Raw genomic sequence first — 13,177 nt, 5'->3', positions numbered from 1 at the left:
AGACGGGAGCGCCCGCATGAACACGCTCGCCCGCCTCGCCCGCGCCGAATGGGGACCGGTGTACGTCACCGTGCGCGAGGCACTCGTCGAACGGCGTTGGCGGGCGATGCCGGTGACGCTCGGGGCCGTCCTTCTGACGGCCCTCCTGCAGTTCGTGCAGAACCAGTCCTGGGGCTTCCGGTTCGTCCAGGACATCGGCTCGGTGCGGGCCGACGAGCCGCTGGGGCTCGCTCTGCTGCGCACTCCGCTCTCCCTCTTAGTGCCGGCTCTGGACCTGCCGGTGTGGGGCGCTCTGATCCAGGTCCTCGTCGTGTTCGGGATCGCCGAGATCTGTCTCGGCTGGTGGCGGATGCTCGTCATCGCGTACGCCGCGACGCTGGCCGGCACGCTGTACGCGCGGCTGGCGATCGCGCTGGGCCCGCACAACCCGCTGGGGCTGCCCGCGACGGACGCGCGGGTGGTGGACACCGGGCCGTCGGCGGCCGTGGTCGGGCTCGCCGTCTTCGTCGCCTGGCGCTATCGCGCGTACTGGACGGCCTGGGGGGTGATCGCGGCGATGGTGGTCGAGGTGGCGCTCAAGGAGAACCTCGCGGGCAAGGAGCACATCGCCGCCCTCGCCGCGGTCTTCGTGCTCTACGGGATCTCCGTCCTGCGCCACCGCCGCACTCACCGGCGGCCGGGCAGCGGCCGGACGGGTTCCGGGTCGGGTTTCCCGCCGATCCAGTCCTGAAGCCTGCGGCGCGGGCCCGACCAGCGGAGGTCGTGGTGGTAGGCGCGCAGGGTCGACCTGGCTCGGGCGCACGGCCGGCGGCGGTAGAAGCGCTTGGCCCACGGCGAGGCGGGGCGGGCCAGCCGGAGCGCGCCGATGAGGGCGACGAACGGGACGATCACGCCGAAGATCGCCATGCGGGCCTTGCCCTTGCTCAGGGCGAGGAGGGCGAAGAGGAAGTTCACGGCCACGCTCAGGACGACCCCGCCGCGGTCCTGAAGTTCCTGCTGGGTCATGTCGTTGACCCCGAACGGCAGGAAACCGCCGAGCACCAGACCGACGAGGGCCGCGGTGACCAGCACGACCTCGACGCTCTTGCGGCCCTCCTCGGTCCAGTACACGTCGTCGAGGTGCAGGATCAGCGCGAACTCGTCGAGCACCAGCCCCGCGCCCGTCCCGAACACCACGGCGAACAGACAGGCGCCGAAGCCGTGCCGGGAGCTGGCCACCGCGCCGAAGCCGCCGAGCACGGTCAGTACGACGCCGGGGACCACATGGTGGATGTGCAGACCGCCCGCCTTGACGTTGCCGAACGGACCCTTGCCGGCGCGGATGAGCCGCACGATGACACGGGTGATCACAAAGGTCAGCACGAAGGAGGCGAGCGCCAGCAGGAGCGGCAGCTTTCCCGGCTCGACGATGTTCCGATGCAACCAATGACCCATATCGGGCACTTTATCCGTGGCCCTCCGCTGATCCACGGCTCTCCGCCACGGCCGCCGTACCCGTCCTCCGTCGGCCCGCCGCCGCCCCGGGTACCCTGCGCCGGTGTCCAGGACCCCTCTCCCCCACGGCCTCCGCTTCGCCTTCGGCACCCTGACCGTGCTCCCCGTCACGGTCACCCGATGGGATCGCGAGGCGGCACGCGGCGGCATGCTGTGCGCCCCCGTGGCCGGGCTGGTCGTCGGGGCGGGCGCGGCCCTGGTGGGCGTGGCGCTCCTCGCGACGGGCGCGGGCCCGCTGCTCGCCGCCGTCGCCACCGCCGCCGTACCGGCCGCGCTCACCCGCGGTCTGCACCTCGACGGGCTCGCCGACACCGCGGACGGCCTCGGCAGCGGCAAGCCCGCCGAGGACGCGCTGCGCATCATGAAGCAGTCGGACATCGGCCCGTTCGGCGTGATCACGCTGCTCTTCGTGCTGCTGGCCCAGGTCGCCGCGCTCTTCCAGGCGTACGAGGCCTCGTGGGCCCGGGGTGTGCTCGCGGCCGTCGTCTCGGCGACCGCGGCCCGCCTCGCCCTCACCCTGGCCGCCCGCACCGGAGTGCCCCCCGCCCGCCCCGAGGGCCTGGGCGCGGCGGTCGCGGGCACGGTACCCGTGCGTGGCGCCCTCACGGTGGCGCTCGCCGTCGTCGCCGCGGCGGCGGGCGCGGGCGCGCTCCTCGGACCGTACGACCTGCTGCGCGCCCCACTGGCCGTCCTCGCCGCCTGCGCGAGTGCCGAACTGCTCCTGCGCCACTGCACGCGGCGCTTCGGCGGCATCACGGGCGATGTCTTCGGCGGCCTCGCCGAGACGGCCGCGACCACCGCCCTCGTGGCGCTCTCCCTCGGCTGACCCTTCAACAGGCCTCCGTTCCACAGGCCTCCGTGTGCGCACCATCGGGCAGCACGACGCCCGGGAACTCTGCCCCCGAGGCGCCGTCGACGGTGTCCCCGAGGAACGCCGCGCCCGTCGTGGGGGCGACCCGATTCGTTCGGATTTACAGTCGTGCAAGGACCAGTGGCGGGCCGCGCGTTCGGCGGACCCGATGCGTGCGGCTCACGTCACCGGGAGTGAGGGGTGGAAAGTGACCACGACGCCACCGAGTGGTGAACACCCGCAGGAATGAGCGAAACCCGGCCACGCGCGTAGGCTCGTCATCTGCACTCCTCCGGCCCGGTCCCGGCTGGGTTTCCGCCCCGATCTAGGGTCTGTCCGACGGCAGATCCCATGGGTCTGCCGCGGGCCCGGCCGACCCACCCTCTTCGGCCGCAGCAACTCAATGGAAGCGAGATTTCACCACCGTGACTGCTCTGACTCTCAGCACCGCCGCAGCGTCCGGCCTGCGGGCCGACGCGATCGTCGTCGGTGTCGCGAAGGGCGCCGGCTCCAAGTCCGGGAACCTGGTCGTCGCACCGGGCGCCGAGGCCGTGGACCAGGCGTACGACGGCGCGCTCGCCGGAATCCTGGAGACCCTCGGCGCATCCGGCGCCGAGGGCGAGGTGACGAAGCTGCCCGCGCCGTCCGGCTTCAAGGCACCCGTCGTCGTGGCCGTCGGCCTGGGAGCGGTCCCGGAGAAGGACGACACGTTCGCCGCCGAGGCGCTGCGCCGCGCGGCCGGTGCCGCGGCCCGTGCGCTCGCCGGCGCGAAGAAGGCCGTCCTCGCCCTGCCGATCTCCGACGCCGCCGACGTGGGCGCCCTCGCGGAGGGCGCGGCGCTCGGCGCGTACGCCTTCGACGCCTACAAGGAGAGCGCCAAGGACCCCAAGAACGGCAAGCCGCCGCTCGCCGAGGTCGTGCTCCTGGGTGGCAAGCCCCGTGACGCGGCGCACAAGGCGGCCCTCGCGCGCGCCACCGCCGTGACCGAGGAGCTCAACCGCGCCCGCGACCTCGTCAACACCCCGCCGAACGACCTCTATCCCGAGGCCTTCGCCGCCGTCGCCACCGCCGCCGGCAAGGAGCACGGCATCAAGGTGCAGGTGCTCGACGAGAAGGCCCTCGAAAAGGGCGGCTACGGCGGCATCCTCGGCGTCGGCGCGGGCTCGGCCGCCGCTCCCCGTCTGGTGAAGCTGTCCTACACCTCCCCGAAGGCGACCAAGCACCTCGCTTTCGTCGGCAAGGGCATCACCTACGACTCGGGCGGCATCTCCCTCAAGCCGGCCGGGCACAACGAGACGATGAAGTGCGACATGAGCGGCGCGGCCGCGGTGTTCGCCGCCGTGGTCGCGACCGCGCGCCTCGGCCTGGAGGTCAACGTCACCGGCTGGCTCGCGCTCGCCGAGAACATGCCCTCCGGTTCCGCCACCCGCCCCGGTGACGTGCTGCGCATGTACAGCGGCAAGACCGTCGAGGTGCTCAACACGGACGCCGAGGGCCGCCTCGTCCTCGCCGACGCGCTGTGGAAGGCGTCCGAGGAGAAGCCGGACGCGATCATCGACGTGGCGACGCTGACCGGTGCGATGGTGCTGGCGCTCGGCAACCGTACGTTCGGTGTGATGGCGAACGACGACACGTTCCGCACGGCGATCGTCGAGGCCGCGGAGGAGGTCGGCGAGGAGTCGTGGCCGATGCCGCTGCCGGAGCACCTGCGCAAGGGGATGGACTCCCCGACCGCCGACATCGCCAACATGGGTGAGCGGATGGGCGGCGGCCTGGTCGCCGGTCTGTTCCTGAAGGAGTTCGTGGGCGAGGGCATCACGTGGGCCCACCTGGACATCGCCGGGCCCGCGTTCAACGAGTCCGGGCCGTTCGGCTACACGCCGAAGGGCGGCACGGGCTCGGCGGTCCGTACGCTGGTCCGTCTCGCCGAACTGACCGCGGTCGGGGATCTCGGCTAGCGAAGATCGGCGACCGCGCGTCCGTCGTGGTTGCTCGCGCCCACGCGGCGGAGCCGTACATGTGGCAGCCCCGCGCCCTTTCCCGGGCGCGGGGTGCCCGCGGTATTCGGACAGTGCGACGTCTCACACACGGGCCCGGCGTCTCGAACGCTCCCGACAAGTGCGAAGATGGGTTCTCGGCAGGACAGGGCCCCCACCACAGGGCCGATGAAGAGCGGCCGGACACCAGCCGCCGACCGGTCACTGGAGACCGGCGTGGCGCACATGCATGGAGGACGTGACGTGGCGAACGACGCCAGCACCGTTTTCGACCTAGTGATCCTCGGTGGCGGTAGCGGCGGTTACGCCGCGGCGCTGCGCGGAGCGCAGCTGGGCCTGGACGTCGCCCTGATCGAGAAGGACAAGGTCGGCGGTACCTGCCTGCACCGCGGGTGCATCCCCACCAAGGCTCTGCTGCACGCGGGCGAGATCGCCGACCAGGCCCGCGAGAGCGAGCAGTTCGGTGTCAAGGCCACCTTCGAGGGCATCGACGTACCGGCCGTCCACAAGTACAAGGACGGTGTCATCTCGGGCCTGTACAAGGGCCTGCAGGGTCTTATCGCGTCCCGCAAGGTGACGTACATCGAGGGTGAGGGCCGACTGTCCTCCCCGACCTCGGTCGACGTGAACGGCCAGCGCATCCAGGGTCGCCACGTGCTGCTCGCGACCGGCTCCGTGCCGAAGTCGCTGCCGGGCCTGGAGATCGACGGCAACCGGATCATCTCCTCCGACCACGCGCTGGTCCTGGACCGCGTCCCGCAGTCCGCGATCGTGCTCGGCGGCGGCGTCATCGGCGTCGAGTTCGCCTCCGCGTGGAAGTCCTTCGGCACCGACGTGACGGTGATCGAGGGCCTCAAGCACCTCGTCCCGGTCGAGGACGAGAACTCCTCCAAGCTCCTTGAGCGCGCGTTCCGCAAGCGCGGCATCAAGTTCAACCTGGGCACCTTCTTCTCGAAGGCCGAGTACACCCGGAGCGGTGTCAAGGTCACCCTCGCCGACGGCAAGGAGTTCGAGGCCGAGGTCCTGCTCGTCGCCGTCGGCCGCGGCCCGGTCTCGGCCGGTCTCGGCTACGAGGAGCAGGGCGTCGCGATGGACCGCGGCTATGTCCTGGTCGACGAGTACATGCGGACGAACGTCCCGACCATCTCCGCCGTCGGCGACCTGGTCCCGACGCTCCAGCTCGCGCACGTCGGCTTCGCCGAGGGCATCCTGGTGGCCGAGCGTCTGGCCGGTCTGAAGGCCGTGCCGATCGACTACGACGGCGTGCCCCGGGTGACGTACTGCCACCCCGAGGTCGCCTCCGTGGGCATCTCCGAGGCCAAGGCCAAGGAGATCTACGGCGCGGACAAGGTCGTCGCGCTGAAGTACAACCTCGCGGGCAACGGCAAGAGCAAGATCCTGGGCACCGCGGGCGAGATCAAGCTCGTCCAGGTGAAGGACGGTGCCGTGGTCGGCGTCCACATGGTCGGCGACCGCATGGGCGAGCAGGTCGGCGAGGCCCAGCTGATCTACAACTGGGAGGCGCTGCCCGCCGAGGTCGCCCAGCTCATCCACGCCCACCCGACGCAGAACGAGGCGCTCGGCGAGGCCCACCTGGCCCTCGCGGGCAAGCCGCTGCACTCGCACGACTGATCGGCCGCCGGCCGAGCCTTCGGCCACCGGCCGTACCCAGTCACCGCGTCGCCCCTGGGCGCGACGACGACCACAGACTTCCGCACCATTCGTAAGGAGCAACAGAAACCATGGCGGTTTCCGTAACCCTTCCGGCGCTCGGTGAGAGCGTCACCGAGGGCACTGTCACTCGCTGGCTGAAGGCCGAGGGCGAGCGCGTCGAGGCCGACGAGCCGCTGCTGGAGGTGTCGACGGACAAGGTCGACACCGAGATCCCCTCCCCCGTCGCCGGTGTCCTGTCCTCCATCAAGGTCGCCGAGGACGAGACGGTCGAGGTCGGCGCCGAGCTGGCCGTCATCGACGACGGCACGGGCGCGCCCGCCGCCGCCCCGGCTCCGGCCGCCGAGCCCGTGGCGGCCCCGGTCGCTCCGGCCCCGGCCGCTCCGGCTCCGGTCGCCCCTGCCCCGGTCGCCCCTGCCCCGGTCGCCGCCGCCCCCGCGGCTCCGGCCGCCCCGGCCGCTCCGGCCGGCGGCGCCTCCGGTACCGACGTCGTGCTGCCCGCCCTGGGCGAGTCGGTCACCGAGGGCACCGTCACCCGCTGGCTGAAGGAGGTCGGCGAGGAGGTCGCGGAGGACGAGCCGCTGCTGGAGGTCTCCACGGACAAGGTCGACACCGAGATCCCCTCCCCGGTCGCCGGTGTCCTGCTGCAGATCCTGGTCGCCGAGGACGAGACCGCCGAGGTCGGCGCGAAGCTCGCCGTCGTCGGCGCCCCGGGCGCGGCTCCGGCCGCCGCTCCGGCTCCCGCGGCCCCGGCCCCCGCCGCTGCCGCCCCGGCCCCGGCACCCGCTCCGGCCGCCCCGGCTCCGGCCCCCGTCGCTGCCGCCCCGGTCGCGCCCCCGGCTCCGGTCCAGGCCGCCGCCCCGGTCGCGCCCGCCGTGCCCGCTCCGGCTCCGGCCCCCGCGCCGGTCGCCGCGCCCGCCCCCGTCACCCCGGCCCCGGCGCCCGCCGCCACCGCCGGTGACGACGGCGCGTACGTCACCCCGCTGGTGCGCAAGCTGGCCGCCGAGAACGGCGTCGACCTGGCCGCCGTCAAGGGCACCGGCGTCGGCGGTCGTATCCGCAAGCAGGACGTCATCGCCGTCGCCGAGGCCGCGAAGGCCGCCGCCGCCCCGGCTCCGGCCGCCGCGGCAGCAGCCCCGGCCGCCAAGAAGGCGCCGGCCCTGGAGGTCTCCCCGCTCCGCGGCCAGACCGTCAAGATGCCCCGCATCCGCAAGGTCATCGGCGACAACATGGTGAAGGCCCTGCACGAGCAGGCCCAGCTGTCCTCGGTCGTCGAGGTCGACATCACCCGTCTGATGAAGCTCCGTGCGCAGGCGAAGGACTCCTTCGCGGCCCGCGAGGGCGTCAAGCTCTCCCCGATGCCGTTCTTCGTGAAGGCGGCGGCCCAGGCGCTGAAGGCCCACCCGGTCGTCAACGCCCGGATCAACGTCGACGAGGGCACGATCACCTACTTCGACTCCGAGAACATCGGTATCGCGGTGGACTCCGAGAAGGGCCTGATGACCCCGGTCATCAAGCACGCGGGCGACCTCAACATCGCCGGCATCGCCAAGTCCACCGCCGAGCTGGCGGGCAAGGTCCGGGCCAACAAGATCACTCCGGACGAGCTGTCCGGCGCGACCTTCACGATCTCCAACACCGGCTCGCGCGGCGCGCTCTTCGACACGATCATCGTGCCGCCGAACCAGGTCGCGATCCTGGGCATCGGTGCCACGGTCAAGCGTCCGGCCGTCATCGAGACGGAGGAGGGTACGGTCATCGGCGTCCGCGACATGACCTACCTGACGCTCTCCTACGACCACCGTCTGGTGGACGGCGCCGACGCCGCCCGTTACCTGACCGCGGTCAAGGCGATCCTGGAGGCGGGCGAGTTCGAGGTCGAGCTCGGCCTGTAGCACCCCCTTCTCGCGCTTCGCACGTGAAGCCCCCGTCCGGAACCTTCCGGGCGGGGGCTTCGCGTTTTCATCGCCGCACCTGCCTACCGCGGACTGAGGGTGTGGTCCGACCACAGCACGAGCGTCTCCACCCACAGGTTCGGGATCTCCGTCTGGTACGCGGGCGTCAGATGCCGCGTCCGGTACGCCCTCAGGACGTCGTACGTGGCGTCCAGGCAGTCGCGCGAGCCGAGGTCGCCCGTCCGCGGGTCGACGCCGACGAGGAAGCCGCGCTTCTCGACCGTACGGATCATGGCGCGGGCGGCGGTCACGTCGCTCGTCGACGAGCCCGTGCAGCGGTAGCGGCTGTACGGGTGGGTGGACTTCCCCGGATAGAAGGCGTCGCGGGACATGTCACCGAGCATCCGGGCGTACGTGCCCTCGGCGTGCCAGGCACCGATGTCGCCGCCGGGCGGGGTGTAGAGGGCGTTCGACGGGTTCTCCACCGCCCCGTACACCCAGCGGTCACTGCCGGTGATCCGGAAGCCCCAGCCGACGTGCCCGAACTTCTGCGCGCCGTCCGGCTTGACGAACACACAGGCGCCGCCGGGGCCGGGACCGGGTCCGGGAAGCCGTCCGGCCGGGCCCGCGGTGGCCGAGGTGCTCGTGGTCCGCTCCTCGCCCGGCCCCGCCGCCGCTCCCGTGTCCATCGGACGGCAGCCGGCCATCGTGCCCACGACCACGACCGTTGCCGCCGCGGCTGCCGCCGCCGTGGTCGCCCGGCGGATCCCCCGTGCGCGTACCCGACCCTTCATGACTTTCCCCCGAGGTGACCGGGGGGCCGAGACGCCGGCGCCCCCTCTGCCCATCGCCACACCGTGCGGAGCCCGCGGGTTCTCGGGGTGACACGGACGTGACGCCTCCGGGTCCCAGCCGGTACGGGTCTTTACGGCCGAGGCCGCTCTGACAGCGTGTAAGTCTCGTCTCACCTGCATGAAAGCGCCCCCGTGCGCCTCTCTCCGACAGGGAAGCGGCCTTATTGTCTAAACGTCAAACGCCCTTGGGTCCCGCCCGTAGCCCGACCGCCACCCCTCGACGAGGCCCTACGGGCCGCAGCATTTGACATCGCGCCCCCAGTGAAGGAGCCCCTCATGACCGCGCCCGTCGTCCACTCGCTGCGCGAACAGATCCGCGAGCACATCGTGGAGGGGATCGTCAGCGGGCGCTGGAAGCCGGGCGAGCGGATCGTCGAGCGGCGGATCGCGACCGAGCTGGAGGTCAGCCAGACGCCGGTGCGGGAGGCGCTGCGCGAGCTGGAGTCGCTGCGGCTGATCGAGTCGGCACCCAACAAGGGTGTACGCGTACGGAACCTGACCGCCGCCGACCTGGAGGAGAGCTACCCCGTACGGGCCGGTCTGGAGGCCATCGCGGCCGAGCTGGCGGCCGAGCGGCTCGCCCTGGACTGCTCGGCCCTGGAGCCGCACGTCACGGCGCTGTACGAGGCCGACCGGCTGTCGGACGGCACCGGCCAGGTCCGGCACACCGTCGCCTTCCACCGCGAACTCGTGCGCGCCGCGGGCAACTCCGTCCTGCTGCACACCTGGGAGGGCCTGGGCATCGAGGTCTTCACGGCGCTGTCCATCCGCTGGCTGGGAACCGTCCAGCAGTCGTACGCCGAGGAGCACGAGGCACTCGTGGACGCCTTCCGGCGCCGGGATCCGCTGATCGCCGAGCTGGTGAAGGCGCACGTCCTCGGCTGCGCGCCGCGCCCGTGACACAGCCGAGCAAACCCGCGCTCACCTGGGAAAACCCTAGATTTTCAAGGCACCCGGTGCCTGCCATGAAGGCACCCCGTGCCGACTTTCTCGATCCGAAGAGGTTTTGACCTTCAACCCTTTGATCGATCATCGATCAGGGAGTTACAGTCTCCGATGGGCTTTCACCAGAGCCCGCCGCCCTGTCCTGCCAAAGACAAAGGGCACCCCGAAAACCCCTTGCCGATGAGGGAACCCCCCTCCGCATCCGGAAGGCGGCGCAATGACCGACCCCACCGCAATCCAGCCGAGCGAGCTCGACCAGCTCCCGGACCGCGACCCCGAGGAGACCGCCGAATGGCAGGCCTCCCTGGACGCCGTCACCCAGGCGGCCGGGCCGCACCGTGCCGCGTATCTGATGCGCCGCACACTGGAACGTGCCGAGGGCAACGGTCTCGCGCTGCCCAAGCTGCTGGAGACCGACTACGTCAACACCATCCCCACCGCCGCCGAGCCCGTCGTGGACGGCGACGAGGCGATGGAGGCCCGGATCACCGCCTGGAACCGCTGGAACGCGGCGGCGATGGTGACCCGGGGCGCGAAACACGGCGTCGGCGGCCACATCGCCACCTTCGCCTCCGCGGCCTGGCTCTACGAGACCGGCTTCAACCACTTCTTCAAGGGCAAGGAGTCCCCGGAGGCTCCCGGGTCCGGCGACCAGCTCTACATCCAGGGCCACGCCTCCCCCGGCATCTACGCCCGCGCCTTCCTCGACGGCCGGCTCACCGAGCAGCACCTCGACAACTTCCGCCAGGAGGCGGGCGGCAACGGCCTCCCGTCGTACCCGCACCCGCGGCGCCTGCCCTGGCTCTGGGAGTTCCCGACCGTCTCGATGGGCCTCGGCCCGCTGTCGGCGATCTACCAGGCGCGTTTCAACCGCTATCTGACCAGCCGCGGCGTCAAGGACGTCTCGCAGTCCCACGTGTGGGCGTTCCTCGGCGACGGCGAGATGGACGAGCCGGAGTCGACGGCCGCACTCACGCTCGCCTCCCGCGAGGGCCTGGACAACCTGACCTTCGTCATCAACTGCAACCTGCAGCGCCTCGACGGTCCGGTCCGCGCCAACTTCAAGATCGTGCAGGAGCTGGAGGCCCGGTTCCGCGGCTCCGGCTGGAACGTCGTGAAGTCGCTGTGGGGCTCGGCCTGGGACGAGCTGTTCCAGCTCGACACCACGGGCGCGCTCGTACGCCGGCTGCGCGAGGTACCCGACGCGCAGGTGCAGACGTACCAGACCCGCGACGCCGCCTACATCCGCCAGGACTTCTTCGGCTCCGACCCGGCCCTCGTCGAGATGGCGAAGCTGCTCAGCGACGACAAGATCCTTGAGTGCTTCCACCTCTCCCGCGGTGGTCACGAGTCCCGCAAGGTGTACGCGGCCTACCGCGCCGCCCTCGCCCACAAGGGCGCGCCGACGGTGATCCTGGCCCAGACGGTCAAGGGCTTCACCCTCGGCAAGGGCTTCGCGTCCAAGAACGCCAACCACCAGATGAAGAAGTTGTCGGTGGACGAGTTCAAGCAGATGCGTGACCTGCTCGAACTGCCCATCTCCGACAGCCGGTTCGTCGACGGCGTGGTCCCCTACGGCCACCCTGGCGCCGACGCCCCCGAGGTCCGTTACCTCCAGGAGCGCCGCGCGGCCCTCGGCGGCCCGGCCCCGGCCCGCCGTACGCACGCCCTCGCCCCGCTGCCCGCCCCCGCCGACAAGGCGTTCGCGTCCTTCGACAAGGGCTCCGGCACACAGAATCTGGCGACGACGATGGCCTTCGTCCGCCTGGTCAAGGACCTGGTCCGCGACAAGGAGACCGGCCGGCGCTGGGTGCCGATCGTCCCCGACGAGGCGCGCACGTTCGGTATGGAGAGCCTGTTCCCGTCGCTGGGTATTTATTCTCCCAAGGGCCAGACGTACGAGCCGGTCGACCGCGACCAGCTGATGTACTACAAGGAGGCCAAGGACGGCCAGATCCTCAACGAGGGGATCACCGAGGCCGGTTCGATGGCCGACTTCATCGCCGCTTCGACGTCGTACGCGACGCACGGCGAGGCGATGATCCCGTTCTACATCTTCTACTCGATGTTCGGCTGGCAGCGCACGGCCGACCAGATGTGGCAGCTCGGCGACCAGCTCGGCCGCGGCTTCCTGGTCGGTGCCACGGCCGGCCGTACGACGCTGACGGGCGAGGGCCTCCAGCACGCCGACGGCCACTCCCCGGTCATCGCGGCGACCAACCCGGCCGCGCTGTCCTACGACCCGGCGTTCGCGTACGAGATCGCGGCGATCGTCAAGGACGGTCTGCGCCGGATGTACGGCGAGGCGGCCCCGGGCGAGGACCCGAACGTCTTCTACTACCTGACGGTCTACAACGAGCCGATGCCGCAGCCCGCCAAGCCGGGCGGCCTCGGTATCGACGAGGGCATCGTCAAGGGCCTGTACCGCTTCAACACGGCCGAGTCGGCGGGCCTGTCCCCCGTCGCCAACGCCCCGCGCATCCAGCTGCTGGGCTCCGGCACGGCGATCCACTGGACCCTCCAGGCGCAGCAGCTGCTCGCGGAGGAGTGGGGTGTGGCCGCCGACGTGTGGTCCGCGACCTCCTGGACGGAGCTGCGGCGCGACGCGCTGGAGGCCGACGCGGCCCTGCTGCGCGGCGAGGAGCGGGTGCCGTTCGTCCGCCAGGCGCTGCAGGGCGCCGAGGGCCCGGTCCTCGCGGTCTCCGACTACATGCGCCAGGTCCCGGACCAGATCGCGCAGTGGGTCGAGCAGGACTACTCCTCGCTCGGTGCCGACGGCTTCGGCATCTCCGACACCCGTGAGGCTGCCCGTCGCCACTTCGGCGTCGACGCGCAGTCGATCGTCGTCGCGGCGCTGGCGCAGCTGGCCCGCCGCGGCGAGGTCAAGGCCTCGGCGGTGAAGGAGGCGCGGGAGCGCTACGGGCTCTGACGGCTCGCCGTCCGTGAAGTGCGCGTGCAGCGCGCATGAAGCGCGTCGGAGGGGCGCGGTGACTACGGCCACCGCGCCCGTTCGGCGTTCCCGCCGCGGCCTTTCGGCGTCCCCGCCGCACCCTTTCTGCGTTCCGCCTGCGCCGTTTCGGCGTTGGCGTTCCGCCTGCGCCGTTTCGGCGTTCCCGCCGTGGCCTTTCCGCTCCGCGTTCACCCGCGCCGTTTCGGCGTTTGCGCCGCGACCTTCGGCGTTCCGCCCGCGCTGCTTCAGCGTTCCCGCCGCACCCCTTCGACGTTTCCGGCGCGGCCTTTCCACGTCCGCCGCAGCCTTTCCGCGTTGCCCCGCGCCGTCTCGGCGTTCCCGCCGCACCCCTTCGACGTTTCCGCCGCGGCCTTTCCGCGTCCGCCGCAGCCTTTCCGCGTTGCCCCGCGCCGTCTCGGCGTTCCCGCCGCACCATCTCGGCGTTCCCGCCGCGCCTCCTCGGCGTTCCCACCGCGCCTCCTCGGCGTTCCCGCCGCGTTCCCGCGGCGCCCGTTCGGTGT

9 protein-coding genes are annotated in these 13,177 nt (G+C 71.7%); 7 read left to right on the top strand and 2 right to left on the bottom strand.

The window, feature by feature from the left end; genetic code table 11:
* Nucleotides 1-16: 16 nt before the first annotated feature.
* Nucleotides 17-730, top strand: coding sequence for a hypothetical protein (locus RV986_RS37725; RefSeq protein ID WP_475921661.1), 714 nt, complete (start codon nucleotides 17-19; stop codon nucleotides 728-730).
* Here RV986_RS37725 and RV986_RS37720 read toward each other — a convergent pair.
* Nucleotides 667-1,434, bottom strand: a complete 768-nt coding sequence (locus RV986_RS37720) for a G protein-coupled receptor family protein (protein ID WP_475921660.1) — start codon at nucleotides 1,432-1,434, stop codon at nucleotides 667-669. The genes RV986_RS37725 and RV986_RS37720 overlap by 64 nt on opposite strands.
* Nucleotides 1,435-1,537: 103 nt before the next feature.
* On the opposite strand from RV986_RS37720, the gene RV986_RS37715 reads away from it, so the two are divergent.
* From RV986_RS37715 to sucB, 4 genes are all read left to right on the top strand, one after another.
* Nucleotides 1,538-2,320 (top strand): adenosylcobinamide-GDP ribazoletransferase, encoded by a 783-nt coding sequence (locus RV986_RS37715; RefSeq protein WP_475921659.1) that lies wholly within the window; start codon nucleotides 1,538-1,540, stop codon nucleotides 2,318-2,320.
* Between the two features lie 449 nt (nucleotides 2,321-2,769).
* Nucleotides 2,770-4,302: a leucyl aminopeptidase gene (locus RV986_RS37710; protein WP_475921658.1), complete on the top strand. Its 1,533-nt coding sequence runs from the start codon at nucleotides 2,770-2,772 to the stop codon at nucleotides 4,300-4,302.
* A 282-nt stretch (nucleotides 4,303-4,584) separates the two neighbouring features.
* The gene (gene lpdA, locus RV986_RS37705) at nucleotides 4,585-5,973 is read left to right on the top strand and encodes a dihydrolipoyl dehydrogenase (protein ID WP_475921657.1); all 1,389 of its coding nucleotides are present in this window, start codon (nucleotides 4,585-4,587) and stop codon (nucleotides 5,971-5,973) included.
* A gap of 110 nt (nucleotides 5,974-6,083) precedes the next feature.
* On the top strand, nucleotides 6,084-7,907 hold the full coding sequence (gene sucB, locus RV986_RS37700; protein ID WP_475921656.1) for a 2-oxoglutarate dehydrogenase, E2 component, dihydrolipoamide succinyltransferase: 1,824 nt from the start codon (nucleotides 6,084-6,086) through the stop codon (nucleotides 7,905-7,907).
* Nucleotides 7,908-7,990: 83 nt separating this feature from the next.
* Here the strand turns inward: sucB and RV986_RS37695 are convergent, their stop codons facing one another.
* A complete protein-coding gene (locus RV986_RS37695; protein WP_475921655.1) occupies nucleotides 7,991-8,701 on the bottom strand; it encodes a hypothetical protein in 711 nt (236 codons plus the stop codon).
* A 336-nt stretch (nucleotides 8,702-9,037) separates the two neighbouring features.
* Here RV986_RS37695 and RV986_RS37690 point away from each other — a divergent pair, with 336 nt between their 5' ends.
* Both RV986_RS37690 and aceE read left to right on the top strand, forming a co-directional pair.
* Nucleotides 9,038-9,661 carry a GntR family transcriptional regulator gene (locus tag RV986_RS37690; RefSeq protein ID WP_475921654.1) on the top strand — a complete coding sequence of 208 codons (624 nt, stop codon included), beginning with the start codon at nucleotides 9,038-9,040 and terminating at the stop codon, nucleotides 9,659-9,661.
* A 262-nt stretch (nucleotides 9,662-9,923) separates the two neighbouring features.
* Nucleotides 9,924-12,635 (top strand): pyruvate dehydrogenase (acetyl-transferring), homodimeric type, encoded by a 2,712-nt coding sequence (gene aceE, locus RV986_RS37685; RefSeq protein WP_475921653.1) that lies wholly within the window; start codon nucleotides 9,924-9,926, stop codon nucleotides 12,633-12,635.
* Nucleotides 12,636-13,177 lie beyond the last annotated feature (542 nt).

The organism is Streptomyces sp. RLA012 (genome assembly GCF_056270325.1).
This window is presented reverse-complemented; position numbering and strand designations above follow the sequence as displayed.